At 49.5% G+C, this 24,994-nt stretch carries 19 protein-coding genes; 1 reads left to right on the top strand and 18 read right to left on the bottom strand.

The window, feature by feature from the left end; all coding sequences use genetic code 11:
• Positions 1-390: 390 nt before the first annotated feature.
• Together ACNA6I_RS03245 and mce are read right to left on the bottom strand one after the other, a co-directional pair.
• Positions 391-1,938 (bottom strand): acyl-CoA carboxylase subunit beta, encoded by a 1,548-nt coding sequence (locus ACNA6I_RS03245; RefSeq protein WP_048014036.1) that lies wholly within the window; start codon positions 1,936-1,938, stop codon positions 391-393.
• Positions 1,938-2,357 carry a methylmalonyl-CoA epimerase gene (gene mce / locus ACNA6I_RS03240; protein WP_048005979.1) on the bottom strand — a complete coding sequence of 140 codons (420 nt, stop codon included), beginning with the start codon at positions 2,355-2,357 and terminating at the stop codon, positions 1,938-1,940. Before mce ends, ACNA6I_RS03245 begins: the two co-directional genes overlap by 1 nt.
• A gap of 176 nt (positions 2,358-2,533) precedes the next feature.
• On the opposite strand from mce, the gene prli42 reads away from it, so the two are divergent.
• Positions 2,534-2,629, top strand: a complete 96-nt coding sequence (gene prli42, locus ACNA6I_RS03235; protein WP_148795406.1) for a stressosome-associated protein Prli42 — start codon at positions 2,534-2,536, stop codon at positions 2,627-2,629.
• A gap of 17 nt (positions 2,630-2,646) precedes the next feature.
• Here the strand turns inward: prli42 and ACNA6I_RS03230 are convergent, their stop codons facing one another.
• The 16 genes from ACNA6I_RS03230 to yqiS all read right to left on the bottom strand — a co-directional run bounded on the left by ACNA6I_RS03230 (position 2,647) and on the right by yqiS (position 24,860).
• Positions 2,647-3,636: an aromatic acid exporter family protein gene (locus ACNA6I_RS03230; protein WP_048006392.1), complete on the bottom strand. Its 990-nt coding sequence runs from the start codon at positions 3,634-3,636 to the stop codon at positions 2,647-2,649.
• Between the two features lie 173 nt (positions 3,637-3,809).
• Positions 3,810-4,526: an amino acid ABC transporter ATP-binding protein gene (locus ACNA6I_RS03225; RefSeq protein ID WP_048005980.1), complete on the bottom strand. Its 717-nt coding sequence runs from the start codon at positions 4,524-4,526 to the stop codon at positions 3,810-3,812.
• Positions 4,519-5,178, bottom strand: a complete 660-nt coding sequence (locus tag ACNA6I_RS03220; protein ID WP_048005981.1) for an amino acid ABC transporter permease — start codon at positions 5,176-5,178, stop codon at positions 4,519-4,521. The genes ACNA6I_RS03225 and ACNA6I_RS03220 overlap by 8 nt, the downstream gene beginning before the upstream one ends.
• A 48-nt stretch (positions 5,179-5,226) precedes the next feature.
• Complete coding sequence (locus tag ACNA6I_RS03215; protein WP_048005982.1) at positions 5,227-6,003, bottom strand: transporter substrate-binding domain-containing protein; 777 nt, start codon at positions 6,001-6,003, stop codon at positions 5,227-5,229.
• Between the two features lie 175 nt (positions 6,004-6,178).
• The gene (locus ACNA6I_RS03210; protein ID WP_048005983.1) at positions 6,179-6,616 is read right to left on the bottom strand and encodes a BrxA/BrxB family bacilliredoxin; all 438 of its coding nucleotides are present in this window, start codon (positions 6,614-6,616) and stop codon (positions 6,179-6,181) included.
• 71 nt (positions 6,617-6,687) lie between these two features.
• On the bottom strand, positions 6,688-7,713 hold the full coding sequence (meaB, locus tag ACNA6I_RS03205; protein WP_048014034.1) for a methylmalonyl Co-A mutase-associated GTPase MeaB: 1,026 nt from the start codon (positions 7,711-7,713) through the stop codon (positions 6,688-6,690).
• A complete protein-coding gene (gene scpA, locus ACNA6I_RS03200) occupies positions 7,713-9,869 on the bottom strand; it encodes a methylmalonyl-CoA mutase (protein ID WP_251528699.1) in 2,157 nt (718 codons plus the stop codon). The genes meaB and scpA overlap by 1 nt, the downstream gene beginning before the upstream one ends.
• The gene (locus ACNA6I_RS03195) at positions 9,853-11,592 is read right to left on the bottom strand and encodes a methylmalonyl-CoA mutase family protein (protein ID WP_416312952.1); all 1,740 of its coding nucleotides are present in this window, start codon (positions 11,590-11,592) and stop codon (positions 9,853-9,855) included. Before ACNA6I_RS03195 ends, scpA begins: the two co-directional genes overlap by 17 nt.
• A 152-nt stretch (positions 11,593-11,744) precedes the next feature.
• Complete coding sequence (locus ACNA6I_RS03190) at positions 11,745-16,070, bottom strand: S8 family serine peptidase (RefSeq protein ID WP_416313210.1); 4,326 nt, start codon at positions 16,068-16,070, stop codon at positions 11,745-11,747.
• A 508-nt stretch (positions 16,071-16,578) separates the two neighbouring features.
• Positions 16,579-17,862 (bottom strand): dihydrolipoamide acetyltransferase family protein, encoded by a 1,284-nt coding sequence (locus tag ACNA6I_RS03185; RefSeq protein ID WP_048014032.1) that lies wholly within the window; start codon positions 17,860-17,862, stop codon positions 16,579-16,581.
• Between the two features lie 24 nt (positions 17,863-17,886).
• On the bottom strand, positions 17,887-18,870 hold the full coding sequence (locus ACNA6I_RS03180) for an alpha-ketoacid dehydrogenase subunit beta (RefSeq protein ID WP_048005987.1): 984 nt from the start codon (positions 18,868-18,870) through the stop codon (positions 17,887-17,889).
• A 14-nt stretch (positions 18,871-18,884) separates the two neighbouring features.
• Positions 18,885-19,883, bottom strand: coding sequence for a thiamine pyrophosphate-dependent dehydrogenase E1 component subunit alpha (locus ACNA6I_RS03175; protein ID WP_048005988.1), 999 nt, complete (start codon positions 19,881-19,883; stop codon positions 18,885-18,887).
• A 259-nt stretch (positions 19,884-20,142) separates the two neighbouring features.
• Positions 20,143-21,567, bottom strand: a complete 1,425-nt coding sequence (gene lpdA, locus ACNA6I_RS03170; RefSeq protein ID WP_048014031.1) for a dihydrolipoyl dehydrogenase — start codon at positions 21,565-21,567, stop codon at positions 20,143-20,145.
• Between the two features lie 14 nt (positions 21,568-21,581).
• Entirely contained in the window at positions 21,582-22,691 is a 1,110-nt protein-coding gene (gene buk, locus ACNA6I_RS03165; RefSeq protein WP_048014030.1) for a butyrate kinase, read from the bottom strand.
• A 129-nt stretch (positions 22,692-22,820) separates the two neighbouring features.
• On the bottom strand, positions 22,821-23,915 hold the full coding sequence (gene bcd / locus ACNA6I_RS03160; RefSeq protein ID WP_048005991.1) for a branched-chain amino acid dehydrogenase: 1,095 nt from the start codon (positions 23,913-23,915) through the stop codon (positions 22,821-22,823).
• A 36-nt stretch (positions 23,916-23,951) separates the two neighbouring features.
• Positions 23,952-24,860, bottom strand: a complete 909-nt coding sequence (gene yqiS, locus ACNA6I_RS03155) for a phosphate butyryltransferase (protein ID WP_416312951.1) — start codon at positions 24,858-24,860, stop codon at positions 23,952-23,954.
• Positions 24,861-24,994 lie beyond the last annotated feature (134 nt).

Here is a 24,994-nt window from a genome sequence, read left to right as displayed (position 1 = left end):
TCTACTAGTATAGCGCTAATACCCCGGCGTCACAAATAGAGTGCTTTCATGCAGGCCGGAACTTTCCCCATTTAAGCGGATGGTGGCAGAATAACCCCTTTGATGGTCGGATTAGGGCGAGCCGCCTATGCTTTTCTTCTGTCCAGCTCCGGCGGGGTGACCCTCGAGGTCATAAGTCTAATCACTCAAAAAGGCACAGAACGCCTTGCCGAGTGATTCGCCTTATGCTTGTCGCCTCAGGGCGAGCCGCCTCCGCTTTTCTTTCTGTCCAGCTCCGGCGGGGTGACCCTCGAGGTCATAAGTCTAATCACTCAAAAAGGCACAGAACGCCTTTCCGAGTGATCCGCCTTATGCTTGTCGCCTCAGGGCTAGCCGCCTCCGCTTTTCTTATTACAACGGGATGTTTCCGTGTTTCTTTTTGGGGCGGTCTTCTTTTTTGTTCCTCATCATGTCGAGGGCCTGGATGAGTTTGATCCGGGTTTCCCGGGGGTCGATGACGTCGTCGACCATGCCACGGGATGCTGCAACGTACGGGTTGGCGAATTTTTCGCGGTATTCTTCGATCTTTTGCGCCCTGACTGCTTCAGGATTGTCGGATGATGCGATTTCCCGGGCAAAGATGATGTTCGCTGCCCCTTGTGGACCCATGACGGCGATTTCCGCGTTTGGCCATGCAAATACGAGATCTGCTCCTATGGATTTGGAGTTGAGTGCTACATAGGCTCCACCGTATGCTTTCCGGAGGATGACCGTCATCTTCGGCACGGTTGCCTCCGAATAGGCATAAAGGATCTTGGCCCCGTGGCGGATGATGCCTCCGTGCTCCTGTTTGATACCAGGGAAGAAACCGGTCACGTCTTCGAAGGTGATGAGTGGGATGTTAAAGGAATCACAGAATCGGATGAATCTTGCCGCCTTATCAGACGAATCGATATCAAGTCCGCCTGCCATGACCTTCGGCTGATTGCATACAAGGCCGACGACTTCTCCCTTGATTCGTGCAAGGCCGACGACGATGTTCTTCGCGAACTCTTTTTGCACCTCCATGAAACTTCCTTCATCGACCACTTGATTGACGACCGTCCGCACGTCATAAGGACGGATGGCATCGAACGGGATGATATCGGTGAGGTCCGGACGATAATCATCCGATTCTCCGGTGTCGAGACGCGCGGGCTTTTCCTCATTGTTTTGTGGAAGGTAGGTGAGTAATTTCCTGACCTCTCGTAACACTTCTTCCTCGGTTTTGCCCCTGAAATGGGCATTGCCGCTGATCGAGTTGTGAACTTTTGCCCCACCGAGATTCTCTGCGCTGATCTTTTCGCCAGTCACGGTCTCGATCACCTTTGGACCGGTGATGAACATCTGACTCGTATCATCGACCATGAAGACAAAATCCGTGATGGCAGGGGAATACACGGCGCCGCCTGCACAAGGTCCCATGATGACGGAGATCTGAGGGATGACTCCCGAGTAGATCGCATTCCGGTAAAAGATGTGCCCGTAGCCGTCGAGAGAGACAACGCCCTCCTGGATCCGCGCTCCGCCAGAATCATTCAGTCCGATGAACGGAGCTCCATTTTTAACGGCAAGATCCATCACATGGGCGATCTTTTGTGCGTGCATTTCACCAAGTGCTCCCCCAAACACGGTGAAATCCTGGGAAAACAGATAAATGGGCCGTCCATCGACCTTTCCATATCCGGTCACCACCCCATCTCCCGGTCCCTTCATTCCTTCCAAACCGAAATCGACGCTTCTATGCTCAATAAAGGGATTCAATTCCACAAAGGTCCCCTCATCAACGAGCAAATCGATCCGCTCGCGTGCGGTCAGCTTTCCTTTGGCATGCTGTTTGTCAATCCGCTCATCTCCTCCGCCAAGCTCCACTTCGCGCCTGCGCTCGTATAGTTCGTCAATTTTCTCATAAATATCCATTATGTTGTCTCTCCCTTCGATGCCTTCTTCTCACAGAGTTCATAGAGTACACCCATGGAGGACTTCGGGTGAAGGAACGCGACCGAAGCCCCCCCAGCACCCGTTTTCGGTTTTTCATCTATCATCCGGACGCCTTTTTCCATGATCTCCCCGATCCTCTCTTCGATCGTTTCTACAGAAAATGCTATATGGTGAAGCCCCTCTCCCCTTTTCTCAATGAAAGCCGAGACAGGACTTTGATCAGAAATGGGCTCCAATAGTTCAATCTTAAGATTCCCCGCATCGAGGAAAGCCACTTTCACCCCTTGATTGGCTACTTCCTCCAGTTTTAAAAGCGGAATGCCCAGCACGCCCTCGTAGAAAGGAAGTGCCTCTTCAATGGAGCGGACAGCCACCCCGATATGATCGACTTTCTTCATTCTCTCATCCCCTTGTTGTCACTATCACCACTATCCTATTTCCATAGATGTTGTCGAAATTCCTCCTAAAAGCACAAAAAAAGTAAACGTTTTCTCCCGTCAGAATCCTTGTTATATTGATGATTTCACGATAAAATGATGAGTAACCACGCAAACAGATTGGAGCGAACCATTACATGGGCAATAAGAAAATCCAGAGAATCATCGTATTCATCATGTTATTCGCCATGATCGCATCCACCATCATGGCCGGATTGACATTCTTGCTATAGGTATACAAAAAAGTCCGCTACGACGTAGCGGACTTTTTTGTATGGAAGGATCGTGATTTCTTGATGCCTTTGAACGAGCTTTTCAGCTGCAGGTATTCTTCCATCTCCCGGACGAACTGATAGAGGGCTGCCCTCGTCTCAAATTCTTCGCGGGTCTTGGGAAGTTCCATCTGTTCAAATTCGACTTTCATATCATAGAGCATTTTCAAGTAAAAAAGAGCGGTGTTCCCTGGGTGGATATGATCCCGCAGTTCCTCAAGGAAATCCGCGATCCGGTGACCCTGTTCAACGGTTTGTGACAGTGAAGCTGCAATGGGCAGGATCCGCTGAAGGATATAAAACTGCTTTTCCCTCATTTTAAAATACAGATAGTACAGATTTTCATGGCGCAGGAAGTGATTTTCCACGTCTTTGAATGCAAGGGTCTTCGCTTCCCTGAGAAGCTTCTCCGTTTCCGTGATTTCCTTTCCATCCCATTTGCCATCATTCGTTTTAAGATAGTTGATCATTTCACAGAAGATCTTATAAAAGTTCTCTTCGATGCGTTCCTGATATTCCACCAGCTTGGTTTCCACACTGGGCATATAGAGATTCATCAAAAGGGCGATTCCGATCCCTGTCAAAATGATACCGAGCTCATTTTCATATAACCCCAGGGTGACCTTCCCTGCCGAATACACATGAAGGATGATGACGGAACTCGTTACGATTCCTTCCGAAATGTTAAGCGCAACGGTAATCGGGATGAAGATGAGGAGTACGAGGCCGATCACGGCAGGATGGTAGGAAATCAACTCAAAGAGGGCACCGGACATGACCATGGCGATGACACATGCCAGGAAGCGGCTCCAGGATGCATTGATCGATTTTTTCTTCGTATTCTGAATGCAGAGGATGGTAAGGATCCCTGCCGATACGAAGTTATCCAGATGAAGCCACTGGGCCACGCTGATGGCAAGCGCCGTCCCTATACCGGTCTTCAGGGTGCGGTATCCAATTTTAGGCATAGGTATTTTCAATCTATATGTCACAACCTTTTCTATCGATTGATATTGGCTTCTTATAGAATACCACATTTCAAGTGGGGCGATGCCCGATTCGAAACCTTAATTGAATTGGAAATAGTGTGACAGTCATTCCATAAGAAAAACGGAGCCGCTCCTGCAGCCCCGTTTTTGCTTCACAGTATTTTTTCAAGAAAGACCTTGCCCCTTGTGCTTGTCGGATTAGAAAAGAACTCGACCGGATTTCCTTCTTCCAGGATGACCCCTTCATCCATGAATACGACCCGGTCCGCCACTTCCCGGGCAAAGCCCATCTCATGGGTGACGATCACCATCGTCATCCCCGAATGAGCGAGTGCTTTCATGACGTCGAGTACTTCTTTAACCATTTCAGGGTCCAGCGCAGAGGTGGGCTCATCGAAAAGCATCACTTTCGGCTCCATGGCCAGCGCCCTTGCGATTGCTACCCGCTGCTTCTGCCCGCCGGAAAGACGGTTGGGGTATTCGTCACACTTCTCTTTAAGTCCCACTTTCGTCAGGAGTTCCATTCCTGCCTTGGCTGCCTGTTCCTTTGAGATTCCCTTTACACGGACAGGTGCATACGTCACATTTTCAAGGACGGTCAAATGGGGGAAGAGGTGAAAGTGCTGAAAGACCATCCCGACTTCCTGCCGTACTTTCCCGATATTCTTTTTGCTCACCAGCTGCTCTTCAAAATGAATGTCACCCGATGTCGGCTCCTCGAGGAAATTAAGGCAGCGGAGAAGGGTTGATTTACCTGATCCGGAAGGACCGATTACGGCTACAACCTCCCCTTTCCCGACGGAAAAATCGATGCCCTTTAATACGTTTAATTGTCCAAAAGACTTATGGATGGATTTCCCCTTAATCATTGCCTTTCAGTCTCCTTTCAATAAGCTTCCCGATGAATGTCAAGATGATGACGAGGACATAGTAGATCAGTCCTGCGAACAGGAGAGGCTCGAAAAAGGAATACAAATCGCTCCCCACCATATACGAACGCCTCATGACGTCTGCTGCACCGATCACCGTTACAATGGCCGATTCCTTCGTCAAGGTGATGAACTCATTCACAAGTGCAGGCAGGATGTTCTTGATCGCCTGAGGCAGGATGATGTCCATCATCATCCGCGGATAGGAAACACCCAGTGCAAGGGCTGCTTCTCTCTGACCCTTATCGACTGCATTGATCCCAGCCCTGATGATTTCAGAAATGTAGGCGGCTGAATTCAGGGAGAATGCCAGAATGGCAGCGACGGAGGCCTCGATCTGGGTCCCGAACAGCTGCGGAGACCCATAAAAGATGATCATGAGCTGGAGGACAAGCGGCGTCCCCCGAAAAATGGATGTATATAAGTCTGCCAGAATGATAAGCGGTTTGATCCGGCTGATTTTTAATAGAGCCAGGAGGATCCCGAATAAGAAACCAAGAACCGCGGCAATGGCGACAATTTTCAATGTAACCTTCAACCCTTCAAGAATGAAGGGAATGGAAGGTGTGAGCTGTGCGAAATCTAGTGGCATGCTATCTCCTCCAAGTAACCGGGGAAGGGACTGCCCTTCCCCTAAACCTTATTCTTCGTTGTCGAACCATTTTTCGGCGAGCTTATCGAGCTCCCCGCTGTCTTTCAATTTTTTCAATTCAGCGTTGAACTCTTTCGTAAGCTTACTTTCTTTCGGGAAGGCGATGGCGTATCCGGACTCTTCCTCATCGACAGGCATTGTCACACCCTGCAGGCTGTCTTCTTTATCTAGGTATCCTTTGGCCACCGTATTCTCGATGATCAAAGCATCAAAACGGCCATTTTGCAGATCCTGGATGAGCTCAGGAATCCGGTCCCGGCTTTCGACCTTTACATCCATGCTCTCGGCAAGCGACTTCGCAGCATCTTCCTGGATCGATCCCAACTGAACACCCACTGTCTTCCCGTCAAGGTCTTTTTCTGATTTGATTCCACTTTCTTTCGTAGAAATGATCATGTCTTCCGCAGTATAATACACATCACTGAAATCCACGTTTTTCTTACGCTCCGGTTTGACGCTCATGGCAGACATAACGAAATCCACCTGCTTCGTCTTCAATGCGGTGATCAGACCGCTGAATTCCATGTCCTTGAATTCTACTTCATAGCCGAGTTCGTCTGCGATCATATTCGCTACATCAATATCGTATCCAACGATTTTAGAGCTGTTGGCCGTATCAACAAATTCAAACGGTTTATAATCTGCCGAAGTCCCCATCACGAGTTTTTTCGGATCTCCCGTTGTGGTCTCGTCTTTGTTCGTACCGCATGCCGCCAAAGAGAAAGTCAGTGCGACAGCCGCTGCAGATAGTAGTATCTTTTTCATGTGTTATGCCCCCTGTATTTGAATATTTATAAGTGATAATGAATAATTATTGCATAAAAGTATTTTAGCAAATTACTAGCGTTATGCAAGACTATTTTCACATATTTTAAGAAGTTTGTATATTCTGATATTTAACCTCTTAAAAAATCCCCATCTTTCTAGATGGGGATTTCGCTTATACTTCTTCGCAATATTCGTCAAAGTACGACTGCAGTTTCGAAACGACCGACATCGGATCATGTCCTTCGATCTCATGACGCTCTACCATCTTGAGGATCTGACCATCCTTTAGCAGAGCAAAAGACGGGGAGGAAGGCGGATACCCTGTAAAATAACTGCGTGCTTTGGCCGTTGCTTCCTTATCCTGACCGGCAAATACCGTAACGAGACGATCCGGGCGTTTATCATAATGGATGGAATGGGCCGCAGCCGGACGAGCAATCCCTCCCGCACAACCGCAAACGGAGTTCACCATTACGAGGGTGGTGCCTTTTGCCGTGAGGGCCTGATCGACATCCTCTTCCGTTGTCAGCTGTGCATAGCCTGCCATCTCGATTTCCTGGCGTGCTTGACGGACAACATCATTCATAAGCAAATTAAAATCTATATCCATGTGGATCTCTCCTTTTCCTTTTCAGACATATCCTTATCATACCAATGAACCTACTATGGTTTCAATAAAATTCACCTGAACCCGTTTTTATACAGGGTCAATAGTTCTTCAATCGCCTTTGTCGTCGTGGTCTCTGAATGTTTCAGCCGCTCTTCCATCCGGGGGAGCGTTTCTTTGATTTTCTCATTGAATAGGAAGTCTGTCAGGACCCGCTCTTTCAGCATGGTATGGAACCATTCTTCTTTTTGCTTTTCCCTTCTGCTGTCAAAGACGAGGGACTTTTTCATCTCTTGTTCAAATGTACGGATGAGCTGCCATAGTTCGCTCAGCCCCTCCTTTTTCAGTGCGGAACATGTATGGGCGCCTGGTGTCCATCCCTTTGTGGCTGGCGTAAGGAAATGAAGGATCTGATTCAATTCTTTTTTCGTTTTCTCTGCAAGGGCGCGATTCTCGCCGTCTGCCTTGTTCACGACGATGGCATCGGCCAGTTCCATGATCCCCTTTTTCATCCCCTGAAGCTCATCACCTGCTCCTGTGATGACGAGGAGCATGAAAAAGTCCACCATTTGCCGGACAAGCACTTCACTTTGTCCGACACCCACGGTTTCAATGAGGACGACTTCATAACCGGCTGCTTCACATAGAAGAAGCGTTTCATTCGTCCGGCGGTGGACGCCCCCAAGGGTCCCGGCCGTCGGGGATGGCCGGACGAATGCAAGGGGATTTTTTGAGAGGAGCTCCATCCGGGTCTTGTCCCCGAGGATGCTCCCCCCGCTTACAGATGAGCTCGGATCGATGGCAAGGACTGCCACCTTCAGCCCCTCCTCACACAGCATCTCTCCGAATTGCTCGATGAAGGTGCTTTTCCCTGCTCCGGGTACACCTGTGATGCCGATCCGTAATGAATGGCCTGTATGGCCAAGCAGCTCTTGTAATAATTGTTGACCTGCGGCGTAATGCCCGGGCGAACTGCTCTCAATGAGGGTGATGCCCCTGGCGAGGGAAGCCCGGTTCCCCTGAAGGATGCCTTCTTTCATCTCCTCGATTGGAATCGGTGCAGCCTGTTTCTTGACGAACTTCTTTTTAGGGAGTGTCATCACTCCACCACTTCCTCATATCCAAGAACACGGTAGATCTCTTTGATTACTTTTTGCGCGGCCACAGGGATGATGGTACCCGGACCGAAAACAGCGGATGCCCCGTTGGTTAGAAGGAATTCATAATCCTTCGCCGGGATGACTCCGCCGATCACCACCAGGATATCCTCCCTTCCAAGAGCCTTCAGCTCTTTCACGAGCTCGGGAAGGAGGGTTTTATGACCGGCTGCGAGGGAGCTGAATCCGACCACATGCACATCATTCTCCACAGCCTGAAGCGCCGTTTCTTCAGGGGTCTGGAAAAGGGGACCGATATCTACGTCGAATCCGAGATCGGCAAACGCCGTAGCAATGACCTTGGCTCCCCTGTCATGTCCGTCCTGCCCCATCTTCGCGATGAGGATACGCGGTCTCCTCCCTTCATTTCCAAGGAATTCCTCTGCCATCTCCTGCACTTCGCGGATCTCCTGCTCGTTGGAAAAATTGGAGCTGTATACCCCGCTGATGCTACGGATCGTCGCTTTATGCCGTCCGCATGCCCTTTCCACAGCATCCGAGATTTCTCCAAGGGTCGCTCTTGCACGTGCAGCTGCCACCGCACGGTCGAGGAGGTTCCCATTCCCGGAAGCCGCTGTTTCAAAGAGATCATGGAGTGCCTTTTGAACCACTCCCTCATCGCGGGTTTCTTTGAGCTGTCGGATTCTCTCCACCTGTTTCAACCTGACCGCCGTGTTATCGATATCGAGGGTATCGATCGGATCCTCTTGCTCGAGTCTGTACCGGTTGACCCCGATGATGGCTTCTTCTCCAGAGTCGATCATTGCCTGCCTCCGAGCAGCTGCTTCTTCGATCCTCATTTTCGGGAGGCCCGTTTCAATGGCTTTGGTCATGCCGCCCAGTTCCTCGATCTCCTCGATATGTTCCCATGCCCGCTCCATGAGTTCACGGGTAAGGGATTCCACATAATAGGAACCTGCCCATGGATCGATGACTTTGGTGATTCCCGTTTCCTCCTGGAGGTAGAGCTGGGTATTCCGGGCAATCCGCGCCGAGAAATCAGTCGGCAGCGCGATGGCTTCGTCCAGTGCATTCGTATGGAGCGATTGCGTATGCCCCATGGCGGCGGCATGGGCTTCGAGAAGGGTCCGTGTGACATTATTGAACGGATCCTGCTCGGTCAGACTCCATCCGGAGGTCTGGGAATGGGTACGAAGGGCAAGGGATTTGGGGTTGGCCGGTTCAAATGTTTTCATCATCTTGGCCCAGATGCGCCTGGCTGCCCTCATCTTCGCGACTTCCATGAAGTAGTTCATCCCGATTGCCCAGAAGAAGGATAGCCTCGGTGCGAATGAATCGATCCCGATCCCTGCTTTCAATCCCGTGCGCACGTAGTCAAGGCCATCTGCCAGGGTGTAGGCAAGCTCGATATCCGCCGGTGCCCCCGCCTCCTGCATGTGATAGCCCGAGATGCTGATGCTGTTGAACTTCGGCATATGGGTGGCTGTATAGTCAAAAATATCCGCGATGATCTTCATCGACATTTCGGGAGGATAGATATACGTATTCCTGACCATATATTCTTTCAAAATATCATTCTGGATCGTTCCGGAAAGCTTTTCCCTGCTTACCCCCTGCTCTTCAGCCGTGACGATGTAGAAAGCCAATATGGGAAGCACGGCCCCGTTCATCGTCATGGATACAGACATCTGATCGAGGGGGATCCCGTCAAACAGGATCTTCATATCGAGGATGGAATCAATGGCCACACCCGCTTTTCCGACATCCCCCAGTACCCTCGGGTGATCGGAGTCGTATCCCCGGTGGGTGGCAAGGTCGAAGGCGACGGACAGCCCTTTTTGCCCCATGCTCAGATTCCTTCTGTAGAAGGCATTGCTTTCCTCGGCTGTAGAGAATCCCGCATACTGCCTCACCGTCCACGGACGGGATACGTACATGGTCGGATAGGGGCCTCTCGTAAATGGTGCAATCCCCGGGAGATCATTCAAATGCTCGCTGCCGTCCAAGTCACGTTCGGAATAGCGGGACTTGACCTCGATGGATTCGTTTGTTGTATAAGAACGATCATGTTCGTTCCCTTTTTCACCGTTCCCGGAAGCAAACGGGTCGATGGCAGACCAATCAGGCTTGTTCATCATCATTCATTCCCTCCTCCCAGATGGATAGTAATCGGTCCAGCTTCTCCAGGGCATCCATTCCCTTGCGGATCGTGCCATTTATCCCAGGAGCGGTTCTCGACCCGGCAATGTCCAGGGTGATCCCTGGATCAATGGCGATGATCGATTCGGACGCTTCAGGCAGGAAACGGTCGTACTCTGCGTCCGTTCCACAGATAACATAGTAGGAATACCTTGTTTCCTCTATGAATCTCAGGATCTCACTTTTTGTATGGCACGGACTGCTTTCCTTCGTGTATATGCCCCCGACGGCCAGGAATCCTTTTGTAAAGTCGGCTCTCGCCTTATAATCCTTCCAATCCCCCAGACCGATGATGCCGGCAATCGGTTTTGATCCCCTCTCTGCAATCCGCTGTGCCCTTACCCGGAGACGTTCATATGGAAGGGAAAGGCGCCCGGGCAGATCGTCCTCCACGGATGAGAGCGTGTCCTCGGGATTAGCGTATGCATTTGTCCCGATCAGCGTGCTTTTACCTGAGGAAAGGTCATTCAATCGTCCGGCGTGCACCGCTTCAAGATCACGTGCAAGGTCCCCGCTCTCGATATAAGGGATGACCCCTCCAGACTCTTGCATCCGCACGAACTCTTTCCATGCTCTCCGACCGACTTCCTCGGTAAGCCATTCGATATAATACGATCCGGCACCCGGATCGATCACTTTGTCCAGATGGGATTCCTCCCCGATGATCATGGGGATATTCCTTGCCATCCGTTCTCCGAGAACACTTCCGCCACTCCCGTCAAACGGTTGAACATCGATATAGTCGACTCCTCCAAGCGTGGAGGCAAATGCTTCTCCTCCGCTTCTGAGCATATTGACGTAAGGATCCAATCGGGATTTATTCAGTGGCGACGTTTCGGCACTCATGCTTCCCCGTTCTGTAGAATCATCCCCGTATGTTTGAATGACGGTCTTCCAAAGGGATGAGAATGCCCTCATCTTCGCCACTTCCATGAAGAATTGACTGCCTACAGCGAAATGAATGTGGATTTTCCCTGCAATTTGATCCATCGTCCACCCTTGTTTCAGCAAAACATCAATGAAGAGGACCCCCTCGGAAAGAGCCAGTGCAAGTTCTTGCACCGCATGGGCACCTTTCCTATGATACGGTGTAAGATCTATTATGATGGGCTTTAAGGCAGGTGCAAAATCATGGATGGTTTCAAGATTCCTTATCCATGCTGGCACATCCCATTCTTCCCCTGAAAAGAGTCCTTGAGATAAGGGATCCCAACCGAACACTCCCGAGAAGGCTCCGCCTTTTTCTGTCTTCCACGCTTTCATCAATGAAAAATCCCGATCGGTGAGGTAGAATGCATTGATATCTTTTCCCTTTGCAAGAATCTTCTCCATGAATGGAGGGAAGCCTTCGGGATCGAGGTCATCCCCTCTGAAGGAAATGCACTCCTGTCCTTTCTCCAACGCCTCTTCCAATGCTGTGAATAACCCTTCCCAATTGTTGCGCCAAATGCGCGGGGCCACTTTTGGGCTCCTGCGCTGCGATGTTGCCGATAACTTGGAAGGAAGATCATCTTTTGTATATAAAGGCTTCAATGTTATGCCTTCGTAGGTTTCTGTGCGGAGGGAATCAATGGATTTCCCCTTCAAAGCCGATTCTGCGGCTGTCTTCCATTCCTCGACGGTACGTGCTTCAAATTCCTGCTCCTTCATTTCCCGCAGCATGAAACTCCCCCTATAATGTAATCGTTTACAAATATGAAGATTCGAAATGTTTTCTCTTTACTATTTTAGTATATAGAAAGAAGCCATCAGGTTCAATGCAGGCATATGAAAAAACGTCCCGGGATACGATCCCGGAACGTTCCTTGTCACCATTACTTTTTCGCGTTGATATACAGTTTTCCTTCAGCGCGTTTCGTTTCTACATTTCCGAAGTCATCTTCCACTTTCACTTCCACGACTGCTCCAGGAGCTTTCACGTTTGAAGTGGCTGTGTAGTAGCCTTCATAATGACCTTCAGACGTTTCCCTCATCGGGAGTTCTGTCGAATTCGAGGTCATGCTGCGGGCATTCGTCAATGGCATATGGAGAACGAATGTCGCATCGAGTCCAGGCTCACTGTCAAATTCGATCTTGACTGATTCACCTGATTTCAATTCCTTATCTTCTCCAGGGAGTACATTGGAAATCTCAAGATTTCTGTATTTAGCCTCGATGGTGACTTTCTTCGTGGTTTTGTTGCCCGCTTTGTCTTGAGCAACGACTTTAATGATGTTTTCACCCTGTTCTAGAAGGATTCGATGGCTGAATGCACCATCCTTCACGTCTGCCTTTTTGCCGTTCACCTTCACCCAATCAAGATTGTCGTCAGACACATTCCCTTTGACGGTAACCGTTTCTTTATTGGTTTTGGATTTATCGGCAGGAGATGTGATGGAAAGCTCCGGCTTTTCTTGATCAAGGATGATGGTAACAGGTTCGGATGCCCCTGTTTGCCCCTGCTCAGTGGAAGCCTTGGCCGTCAGTACATTTTCCCCTTCCTGCAGGCTGACGTCAGCAGCGAATTTACCTTCACTGTCTGCTGTTGTCGTAGCCGCTTCTTCATCACCATTCAAGATGATGACATCTGTGTCCGGAGCAGATGTTCCTTCCACTTTCACCTGATCTTTGTTCGTGAATGAACCATCTTCAGGTGATGTGATGACCGGCTCTTTCACTTCATAATTCACCGTTGCACGGATCATATAGTTTCCTTCATCTTCAGGAGACTGCGACCATGCCCCGCTGACACGCTGCCAGCTGCGCGCAGCATATTCCCCGTCTTCATCTGTTGCAAGTCCAGGGGCATTCGGGTTGGCTTTTGTCTGCGTGTAGACCATGTAGAAGTCACCATCGACCATGATGCCTTCATCACTGAGGTCGACCTGTGTCCATTGACCGTTACGGAGAGCTTCCCCTTCGAATGGTCCAGCAAGCTTCTTGCCTGGAGCACCGTCCGGACCGCTTGCATCATAAACTTCCACTTCAAACTCGGTTCCACCCGGTACCGGCCATTCTGTATCCCAGAATCGGAACAGACCGCCAGTGACGAGGGCAGTATCATTTCCTTCCGCAAGCGACATCTTCACAGCCCATGAGTTGCCAGCTGCATTATAGGCACGTGCATTTTCAGCCGTACCGTCATCGTAGCCGATTTCTCCAGGATATCCGATGAATGGTTTCAGTGCAAAATCCTTCGTTTCGGATTCCCCACCTTCAACCGTGACTGCGTCTTCTTGACTGTAATAGTTAGGAGCGACCACTTTGACCGTATAGTCGCCTTCATATACGTTCAGCTCATATCGTCCGTCAGCGTCCGTTTGGACAGGTTGAACGGCAGCATCTTCAAGGACCATGACGGTTGCATTTGCAACAGGATCCCCGGTCAATTGATTCGTGATGGTACCCGTGACGGTCCCTTTAGGAATTTCTTCAAGGGTGAAGTTGGCAGTCGTTGTACTGTCTGCTTCAATCGTCACACTCTGAGTCTGGGAACGGAATCCGTAGGTCGATGCCTGCAGGGTGAAATCACCAGCTGCATGAGCGATTTCATAGGATCCTGTTGCCGGATTCGTATAGACACTTCGTCCAGTTTCCAAAACAGATACTTCTGCTTGAAGTGGAAGCAGGACAGGTGCCGGTGCTTCCTTGCTTTGATCTTTAGCCACAGGCTTTTCAACCTGGATCTTGGCTGGGTCTACTTTCGGCTTTTTGGAAACGGAAGAAGCGGCATCCTTCTTCGAATCCAATCCAAGGCTCATTTTCTTGGATGGCTGCAGGGATGAATCGGTCAGCTTGACATCATCCAGATACCATCCTTGCTTTTGAACACTTCCATCGCTTGTCACATTGAATGCGATATAGATGCGTTGACCTGCATATTCACTCAGATCCACTTCTCCATCGATCCATCCGTTCGTCGTTCCGTTGACGCGGAGAGCCTGTGTCCACTCCTTGCCGTCTGTAGAGACGAATACATGACCGAAATCATATCGGGTTTCAAGGTCATGCCACTGTTTGAACTGGAGGAAGCTGTTTCCTTCAGGCAGATCGACCGGTGGCATTTGCAGGGACATGTTGGCGCTGTTTGCATAATTCCCATCGAGCTTCGTAGCGTACACCTTTTCGCCGGAAGCTGCATTTCCTGGTCCGGAAGTAGGAATTCCCCATTCCCAGCTATTCCCGTTTCCATAAGAGAACCAGCCCGCAGGTTCAGATTCGAAGTCCTGCTCGTAACCGACCGAAATGCCCGGAAGAAGTTCTAAGGAATATTCATCTGTTGCAGCCTCATTTCCTCCGAAGTCTACCGCTGTCCATTTATAGGTCACATTGTCCGTATTCAACGCATCAGCAGGGATGATCGCTTCGTAGATCCCTTTAGTGAAGTCGCCGCTTTTACGTTTCGCGTCGACATCCACCCACTCGCCATCAGCATGTTGATAAGACAGCTTAACAGATGTGACACTGACATTATCCGTTGCTTCTGCTTCCAATTTCAGATCCATTCCTTGGTAGACGTCTGTCGGTTGTTCGTGGTTGATGGACGGTGCTTCTGTATCATCGCCCTCTTTAGCGACTTGACCACTCACCTTACCAAGGCCATTCATGATGGAATTGACCGCATCGAATGCGTTGACAAGACCATTCCCGAATCCGTTGTTCGGTACATCAGGATACGTACCGTTCGTCAATGGTACAGCAGTCGTGTTCAAGATTTCCTCAATCTGATCGACTGTCAGGTTGGCGTTTACTTGTTTCAGCAGGGCCACAACAGCTGAAACGTGAGGTCCAGCCATGGACGTCCCGTTCCATCCGCCTTCATACGTCCCACCTGGAACGGAAGATCGGATGTTCACACCAGGAGCTGCGATATCCGGCTTGATTTCATCATAAGGGGATGGACCAAGCAGGGAGAAGCTCCCAAGGTTGTTGTTGATGTCTGTTGCCCCGGTTGCATAGGACTCAGGATAGTTTGCCGGGTTCGCGATGGAACCAGGACCCCCTGGATTCGTAAGGGTCGTATTTCCTGCTGAGAACTCTGGGAAGATTTCCGCCGCTCTCCATGCATTGACCATTTCACGATACCATTCGTCAAGTCCTTTCCCTCCGCCCCATGAGTTATTTACAACGTCCGGAGCTTTTTCAGGATGTGGATTGCCCTCGGCATCTTTTGGAGCAAGGATCCATTCCCCTGCAGCCAATAGATCGGCATCCGTTCCTCCTTGGGAAGTGAACGCTTTGACAGCGATCCATTTCGCACCAGGAGCCACTCCGATCTGATTGGAACCATTCGGCTCGTGACCGACCATCGTACCGGTTACATGGGTACCATGGCCATTATCGTCATATGGTGTCCCTTGACCGGCCGTTGCATCGAACCAATTGAACTCATGGTTCGGTGAGTTCGGGCTTTGAGGATTGAATCCTCTGTACTGCTCTTTCAAAGCAGGGTGATCCCATTGAACACCCGTGTCGATGGAAGCAACGACTGTCCCTGATCCATCAATGCCCATATCCCATACGGCAGGAGCACCGACCTTATCAATGTTCCATTCAACAGCAGCCGTTTCACCTTTCTTCTTGGAGGTTTCCTTCTCTTTTACCACTTCTGGCTTGTTGAGCTCACGAACTTCATTCGGCAGGATTTTCTCAACTTCAGCGTAAGTGGAAAGCTTCTCCATCACTTCTTTCGTACTTGTAACGGCCATGCCATTGACAACATAATAGCTTTGGATGTCTTTGACTGCACCGGATTTCTTTTGCTTGGTTAAGTATTCTTTTACTTCTGCTTGCGTTTCAAGTGAGGTAGCACGAAGCTCTGAAACAACGAGGTTCCGCTTCAACAGTTTACTGTTGTTGGCAGAAAGCTTTTGCTTCTTCGCATTTTTTTCCGCTTTCTCGGCGATCTTTAACGTATCTACCTGCTCCTTGAACTTTACTAAGTATGTGACGTGCTTATCTTTGTCGAATTGTTTCTGGAGCTTTGATGTGATCTTGGACTGTGGAGACACTTTGGCAGAATCTTTTACTGAAGTCGATGGCTTTTCCTTTTGAGCGGCACTGACAGCCCCTGCGTTAAAAGGAAATAATAGTGGAACGAACATCGCTAATGTCAAAATGATGGATAACCATTTTGCCCTCTGTCTTCTTCTTCCCTTCATCCAATTCCCTCCGTTTGGTTTCATTTTGGTTGTTCGGACATGATCTCCTTTCATTTTTATTCCACCTGGTAAATAGTAGGTGTTAAACCAAACATAACCAAAGAGTATTGTCGAATGTTGTAGAGGAATGTCATGTAAATTCCTAATATTCTGAAAATAAACAGAAAGGCTTAGCCACCTTGTTCCGAATTGTGACGAAGGGTGTATTTATGAATGACCATTCACCTATCCCATCCCTTATTTTCCTGTTTTATATGGGCCATTCGACTATTCCTTACAAATTGGGAACAATAATTCCTCATTAAGCCTCACCTGGGATCTAAGGGGAAAAGCGTTTAGCCTATCGTCCTATTCTCATTGATTACTTAACCTTATGAAATATTCTTTTGAAACTATTCCGTGCCATTTGCCTACTTTTTCATTCCGATCCCCCTCTCCCGTCACCCTAAAGTCTCATGGATCGTCAACAAAAAAAGGACCCTCCTCCCCAGGAAGGGTCCTTTCTCACTTAGTAGATGGACGTTGTTTCTTTCGACGTGTTTTCGAGGATTTCTTTCACACGCTGCAGGAATCGTCCGCAAACCAGTCCGTCCAATACGCGGTGATCAAGGGACATGCAGAGGTTCACCATATCCCGCACGGCAATCATTCCGTTGTTCATGACAACAGGACGCTTGACGATCGATTCCACCTGAAGGATCGCTGCCTGAGGATAATTGATGATTCCCATTGATTGCACTGATCCAAAAGAACCCGTATTGTTCACTGTAAATGTACCACCCTGCATATCTTGGGAAGTCAGTTTCCCACTTCTTACTTTTCCAGCAAGCTCGGTGATTTCCCTTGCAATGCCCTTAATGGTCTTTTCGTCTGCATTCTTGATGACCGGTACATAGAGGGCATCATCGGTTGCAACAGCGATCGACAGATTGATATCCTTCTTCTGGATGATCTTATCGCCAGCCCACATGGAATTGATCTGTGGGTACTCTTTAAGCGCCTGTGCAACGGCCTTGACGAAGAATGCGAAGAAGGTCAGATTATAGCCTTCCTTCTGCTTGAATTCTGTTTTGAGGGAATTGCGGTAGTCGACCAGGTTGGTGACATCCACTTCCATCATCGTCCAAGCATGGGGAGCTTCATGCTTGCTTCGAAGCATATTTGCTGCGATGGCTTTCCGGATTCCAGTTACAGGAATTTCAATATCACCTGGCTTGGTAGGCACGTCCGGAGCCTGAGGGGCAGGCTTTTTGGACGGCTGAGCTGCAGTTTCCCCTTGTGAGGGCGATTCCTGCTGCGGAGCGGCCTTCGGTGCCTCGCTCGCCTGAGGGATGTTGCCTGACTCGATGATCTTTTTAAGGTCTTTTCTTGTAATCCGGCCACCGGCCCCTGTTCCCGTCACCTGGGTCAGGTCGATTCCGTTTTCCTGGGACATTTTCAGGACGGCAGGAGAATATCTGCCTTTATTGCTTGTATCCGCTGAGGCAGGTGAAGACGGTGCTGCTTCTTCTTTCTTTTCCACCTTTTCTTCAGCAGGAGCATCAGTGCCCCCCTCTAATTCAATCGAACAGATGAGCTCTCCGACTTCAAGGGTGTCGCCTTCCTCGGCAAGAAGTTCCTTGATGACCCCTGTAAACGAAGAAGGTACTTCGGCGTTGACTTTATCCGTTTGTACTTCGGCGATCGGATCATATTTATTGACCGCATCTCCCGGAGACACCAACCATTTGCTGATCGTCCCTTCGGTTACGCTCTCGCCTAGCTGAGGCATTTTCATTTTTTCAATCCCCATGAGGATCCCTCCTAATCTGGTTCGTTAAAATTCCGCCAATTCCCTCATTGCTTTTTCCACTTTATCCGGGTTGATCATAAAGTGTTTTTCCATTGTCGGTGCGTACGGCATGGCCGGTACATCCGGGCCGGCAAGGCGCTTGATTGGTGCATCAAGGTCGAACAAGCAATGTTCTGCGATGATGGCAGACACTTCACCCATGATGCTTCCTTCTTTATTGTCTTCCGTTACAAGCAGTACTTTACCCGTCTTGGAAGCTGCTTCGATGATTGCTTCTTTATCCAATGGATAGATGGTGCGAAGATCGAGGATATGTGCTTCAATGCCATCCTGGGCAAGCTTTTCTGCTGCTTGAAGGGCAAAGTGGACGCAAAGGCCGTAGGTAATGACCGTAATGTCTTCCCCTTCGCGTTTTACATCTGCTTTTCCGATCGGAAGCGTATAATCGTCCTCCGGTACTTCACCTTTAATGAGGCGGTAGGCCCGTTTATGTTCAAAGAATAGCACAGGATCTTCATCACGGATCGCTGCCTTCAGAAGGCCTTTTACATCGTAAGGCGTTGAAGGCATGACGATCTTCAGACCAGGCTGATTGGCAAAGACCGCTTCTACTGATTGAGAATGATAAAGGGCTCCGTGTACTCCTCCGCCATACGGTGCGCGGATGACCATCGGACAGCTCCAGTCATTGTTGGAACGATAACGGATTTTGGCCGCTTCGGAAATGATCTGGTTGACAGCAGGCATGATAAAATCAGCAAACTGCATTTCAGCGATCGGTCTCATACCGTACATGGCAGCTCCGATCCCAACCCCTGCTATGGCCGACTCGGCAAGGGGCGTATCGATGACGCGGTCCTCTCCGAATTGATCATATAATCCGTGAGTCGCCTTAAAGACGCCTCCTTTTTTGCCGACGTCCTCGCCGAGCACAAATACTTTTTCATCTCGTTCCATTTCTTCTCTCATGGCCAATGTTACGGCATCAATATAAGACATTACTGGCATATTGGTTCTCCCCCTTACTTCTCTTCTGCGTAAACATATTTCATGGCGGATTCAGGCTCTGCATACGGTGCAGCCTCTGCGTAATCCGTTGCTTCATTCACTTGTTTCATCACGCGGTCATTGATGGCTTTCTCCAGCTCATCGTCCATGACGCCTGTTTCTTTTAAATACGCACCAAACGTAATGATCGGATCATTCGTTTTGGCTTTCGCCACTTCATCTGGAGAGCGATAGCTGCGGTCATCATCATCTGAGGAGTGGGGAGTCAGACGGTAGGAAACCGTCTCGATCAATGTCGGACCTTCTCCGCGTCTTCCGCGATCAGCCGCTTCCTTGACCACTTTATACACTTCGATGGGATCATTTCCATCAACGGTGATTCCTGGCATACCATAACCGATGGCACGGTCTGATACTTTCTCACATGCCAATTGCTTCTCGATCGGGACCGAAATGGCATATTTATTGTTCTCACACATGAAGATGACCGGAAGTTTATGTACACCGGCAAAATTTGCTCCTTCGTGGAAATCCCCTTGGTTGGACGATCCTTCACCAAACGTAACAAATGTCACAAGGTCTTTTTTCTCCATTTTCCCTGCGAGTGCCAGTCCGACAGCATGCGGCACCTGGGTGGTTACCGGAGAAGATCCCGTGACGATGCGGTTTTTCTTTTGTCCGAAGTGCCCCGGCATCTGACGGCCGCCTGAGTTCGGATCTTCTGCTTTCGCAAAGCCTGAAAGCATCAATTCTTGAGCCGTCATCCCGAATGTGAGGACAACGCCCATATCACGATAGTACGGAAGAGCATAATCCTTCTCGGTATCAAGTGCAAATGCTGCACCGACTTGAGCGGCCTCTTGACCTTGACAGGAAATGACGAACGGGATCTTACCTGAACGGTTCAACAGCCACATCCGCTCATCAATTTTCCTGGCGAGTAGCATAGTTTCATACATCTCTAACACTTTCTCATTGGAAAGTCCTAATTCTTCATGACGATTGCTTGCCATTTTTTTAACCTCCTACAGCGTTAATGGATAACAGGGTGCCTTCTGTCAGGAACCCTGTCCCTGGGTAATGAATGTTCATACTGGGAATTGAGCGTTTGTATATCGGGTCAGAGGGTCAGAGCCCCTCCGCTTTTCTATTGTCCAGCTACGGGGCTTAGGGGCTCGAGGTCATAAGCTGTACTGATCAAAAAGGCTAAGGTCGCCTTTCCGCTCAGCCCATCTTATGCTTGTCGCCCCTAAGCAAAGCCCCTCCGCTTTTCTAGCCATGTATGGCTTTTCCGTCTACTGCCAGGGCGGCTTCGCCTATGGCTTCTGAGAGGGATGGATGCGGGTGGATGGTGTGGGCGATTTCCCACGGTGTTGCGTCAAGCACTTTGGCAAGTCCTGCTTCGGAGATCATGTCGGTGACGTGTGGGCCGATCATGTGAACGCCTAGGAGGTCATCCGTTTCCTTGTCTGCGATAATTTTGACGAATCCGTCTGATTCTCCGTAGACAAGGGCTTTTCCGATGGCCCTGAAATTGAATTTCCCGACTTTGACCTCGTGTCCTTCGTCTTTTGCTTGCTGTTCCGTCAATCCCACACTGGCGATTTCAGGACTGCTGTAGATGCATTTTGAAATGAGATTATAGTCGATTGGATGAGGCTTTTGATCAGCCAGATGCTCCACTGCCGTGATCCCTTCATGTGACGCGACGTGGGCAAGCTGCAAGCCACCGATCACATCTCCGATCGCATAGATATGGGATTCTTTCGTTTGGTAGTATTCATTTACTTCGATGAAACCTTTTTCCACTTTGATATCTGTATTTTCAAGACCAATTCCCTCGACATTCGCCTGACGTCCAACGGAAACGAGGATCTTTTCAGCTTCGAAGGTCTTCGTTTCGCCTTTGTGCTCGGCACTGATTGCGACACTGCCTGAGCCTTTGTTCAGCGTATCAGAGAGGACTTTCGCGCCAGTAACGATCTTGACGCCTTTTTTCTTCATCAGTCTTTGCATTTCTTTAGCAATATCTTTATCTTCTGTCGGGACAATGGTGTCAGCATATTCGATGACCGTGACATCCACATCAAAATCAGATAACATCGAAGCCCATTCAATCCCGATGACCCCGCCCCCAACAATGATGATGGATTTCGGCAAGGATTCCAGGGCAAGAGCCTCATCTGAAGATAGTACATGCGTTCCGTCAATCTCAAGGCCTGGCAGTGAGCGTGGGCGGGAGCCTGTTGCAACGATGACATTTTTCGGAATGAGCATGGCGTTGTCTTCACCGTTGTTCATCTCGACTGAAATGGTTCCCGGCATCGGCGAGAAGATGGATGGCCCAAGGATTCTTCCAAGTCCTTCGAAGACATCGATCTTCCCTTGCTTCATCAAGTGCTGTACACCTTTATGAAGGCCTTCGACGATGCTTTCTTTACGTGCCTGCACTTTAGGGAAGTCAAGCTCTACTCCGTTGATCTTCACACCAAAATCTTCACTGTGCTTTGCCGTTGCGTATACTTCGGCACTCCGGAGAAGCGCTTTACTTGGGATACATCCCTTATGTAGACATGTTCCTCCCAGTTTCCCTTTTTCCACGATTGCTGTTTTCAGACCCAATTGAGATGCACGGATGGCGGCGACGTAGCCGCCTGTTCCTCCACCCAGAATGACAAGATCATATTCTTCAGCCATTGTTCATGACCTCCTTATTGTATCCGGGCCTCACTTTTTGACGTTCCCGGATATTCTTTGTATTCTTCTTCCTGTTTGAGTACACGCAATGCCCCTTCAGCAAGGGCCTGAAGTTCATTTTCACCAGGTTGGATGATCACATCGGCGATCCAGCTGATTCGTTTCGAAATGGCTTTGACGAACCCTTTTCCGTATGCAAGTCCTCCCGTCAGGATAATTGCATCCACCTTGCCGCTCAGCACCGCGCTGGCTGCGCCGATTTCCTTGGCGATTTGATAAGCCATGGCATCATAGACATGGCGGGCCTGTTCATCTCCATTTTCGATCATCTTTTCTACTTTAACTGCATCGCTTGTACCGAGGTATCCTACAAGACCACCCTGTCCGACAAGCTTCTTCATGATCTCTTCGCGGTAGTAATCCCCTGAAAAGCACAGGTCGACAAGGTCCCCGGCAGGGACTGTTCCAGCGCGTTCAGGACTGAAGGGACCGTCGCCATGCAGTCCATTATTGACGTCGATGACTTTCCCGAGATGATGGACACCAACGGTGATCCCACCTCCCATATGGGTGATGATCAGGTTCAGCTCTTCATATTTCTTACCGAGCTGCTTGGCCACCCTTCTTGCGACCGCCTTCTGATTAAGGGCATGGAAAATGCTTCTGCGCTCGATCAAGGAAAACCCTGACACCCTGGCGAGAGGTTGGAGCTCGTCCACTACCACCGGGTCGACGATATAGGATGGGATATTGAGTCCGGAGGCGATTTCGAATGCAAGGATGCCTCCGAGATTCGATGCATGCTGTCCGGATACACCTTCTTTTAGGTCGCGGAGCATCTCTTCGTTCACAAGATAGGTTCCACCTTCAATGGGCTTCAGAAGGCCTCCCCGTCCACAGACGGCACTCAATTTGGATATATTGATCCCTTCTTCATCGAGAGCTTCGAGTATCGTATGCTTACGGAACTCATATTGATCAATGATAGTCGGGTATTGATTGATCGTTTCGGTTTCATGACGGATCGTCTTTTCAAAAACGGAACGGTCTTCATCGAAGACCCCGATTTTAGTCGATGTGGATCCCGGGTTGATGACTAGGATCCGGTGCTTGATTTCTTGCACAGCAGTAACCTCCAATAGGGCGAATTATATCTTTATTCTCTCTATTCCAAGGACCCCCTGATGACAAAATGTCTTTTACACAAAGATGGGGCACCCCTCCTTTTTTGGAGGAGCACCCATCAATGTGTTTTAGCGGCGGCTAAGGATGTGATGTCCGTTTTGAAGGAATTGACTTCTTGAACGGCGCATTTTTTCGATGCGTTCTTCTGCCATGCGGTCAGCGGCTACATACGTAGGAACATGATCACGCTTGGCGATTTCGATTACGCGCTCGACGTTATTATAAACCTGTTCGACCTTTTTCATGGCTCTCTCGCTGTTATATCCATAAAGCTCATCAGCTACATTGATGACCCCACCTGCGTTGATGACATAATCCGGAGCATAGACGATTCCCATTTCGTGGATGGCATCTCCGTGACGGGCTTCTTTCAGCTGGTTATTCGCAGCTCCGGCAATCACCTTGGCTTTCAGCTGTGGAATCGTTTCATCATTAATGATGGCACCGAGGGCACAAGGCGCGAAGATGTCACAGTCTACTCCATAGATTTCATTGGTATCTACAGCTTTAGCACCAAACTCTTCCACGGCACGCTGAACGGCTTCTTTATTGATATCCGTTACGATCAGATTGGCTCCTTCTTCGTGAAGGTGGCGGCACATATTGTACGCAACATTACCCACACCTTGGACTGCAATGGTTTTGCCTTCAAGCGAATCCGTCCCGAATGCTTCCTTGGCTGCCGCTTTGATTCCGCGGTACACGCCGTAAGCTGTTACAGGGGATGGATTCCCTGATGAACCGAATGCAGGAGAAATCCCTGTTACATAATCGGTTTCTTCGTGGATCAGGTCCATGTCCGCAACGGTTGTACCTACATCCTCTGCCGTGATATAACGGCCATTCAGCCCTTGGATATAGCGTCCGAATGCACGGAACATCTCTTCGTTCTTGTCTTTGCGCGGGTCTCCGATGATGACGGTCTTACCGCCTCCGAGATTCAATCCGGCTGCAGCATTCTTGTAAGTCATACCTTTGGCAAGGCGAAGGGCGTCTTCGATTGCCGCTTCCTCTGATTCATATGTCCACATGCGTGTTCCGCCGAGTGCAGGGCCGAGAGTGGTATCGTGGATGGCGATGATGGCTTTCAAGCCTGATTCCTGATCTTGGCAGAATACCAATTGTTCGTAGTCGTATTGTTCCATATAGCTGAAGATTTTCATGAGTGTTTCCCCCTATTTATACGTTAGTTGTGTTCGTTAGCGGTTTTCTGAAGAGCTGATGGCGAGTGCCAATGAGTACAGCTTGCTCTCTGCCAGGTCCGACCTGGATGTTAATACGATTGGTGCTGTGGCTCCCGAAATGACGGCAGCCACCTTGGCCCCTGCGAAATACATAAGGGACTTATAAAGGACGTTTCCTGCTTCTATAGTAGGCACCAGGAGGATATCCGCTTCTCCGGCCACCTCGCTGACAATTCCTTTTTGTCTCGCCGCAATCGATGAAACGGCGTTATCGAGTGCAAGCGGCCCGTCCACCAGGCAATCTTTGATTTGTCCCCGTTGGTTCATCACCGTCAGGGCGGCAGCATCCAATGTAGCCTGCATTTGCGGGTTGATGACCTCAACGGCTGCGAGAGGAGCTACTTTCGGCTGGTCGATTCCGATGGACCGGGCAACCGAAACGGTATTTTGAATGATCTGGGCCTTTTGCCCAAGGTCCGGTGAAATGTTCATGGCGGCATCAGTCACAAAAACGAGTTTTTCAAATCCTTCAACTTCGAAGGCGGCTGCGTGCGATAGCACATTCCCGGTCCTAAGACCCCACTCTTTATTCAGTACAGCTTTGAGGAGGACCGAAGTGGAAACATGCCCTTTCATCAAAACGTCTGCTTCTTTTTTGTTGACGGCCTGAACGGCAAGTTCTGAAGCATTTTGCACGGAAGGTGAATGGATGATTTTAATCCTGGCACTTTCCAGAAGATCGCGCTGTGATTCTTCCATCACCTGTTCGATCTTCTCCCTGTCACCGAAAAGCAGGAACTCAGCCATCCCATGTTCCACGGCCATGGATACAGCCTTCAGGACTTCTTTATCTTCCGCCGCAGCAACAGCTACAGTGGCATTTTCCTTGCGGGTTGCTAGGTCTACTAGAGATTGGAGATTCATGTATGTGATTCAACCCCTTTTTACAATTATCGGTTCCACTATTCTATCTCGCAAGAAGCGTGCCAACTTTCAAAAGCATGAAAACGCTTCATTAAACGAAATGTGATCATGCAATTTTTTGCAGGGTCTGCAAA

Origin of the sequence: Rossellomorea sp. FS2 (genome assembly GCF_047915635.1) — a bacterium.
Lineage (GTDB): Bacteria > Bacillota > Bacilli > Bacillales > Bacillaceae_B > Rossellomorea > Rossellomorea marisflavi_A.
This window is presented reverse-complemented; position numbering and strand designations above follow the sequence as displayed.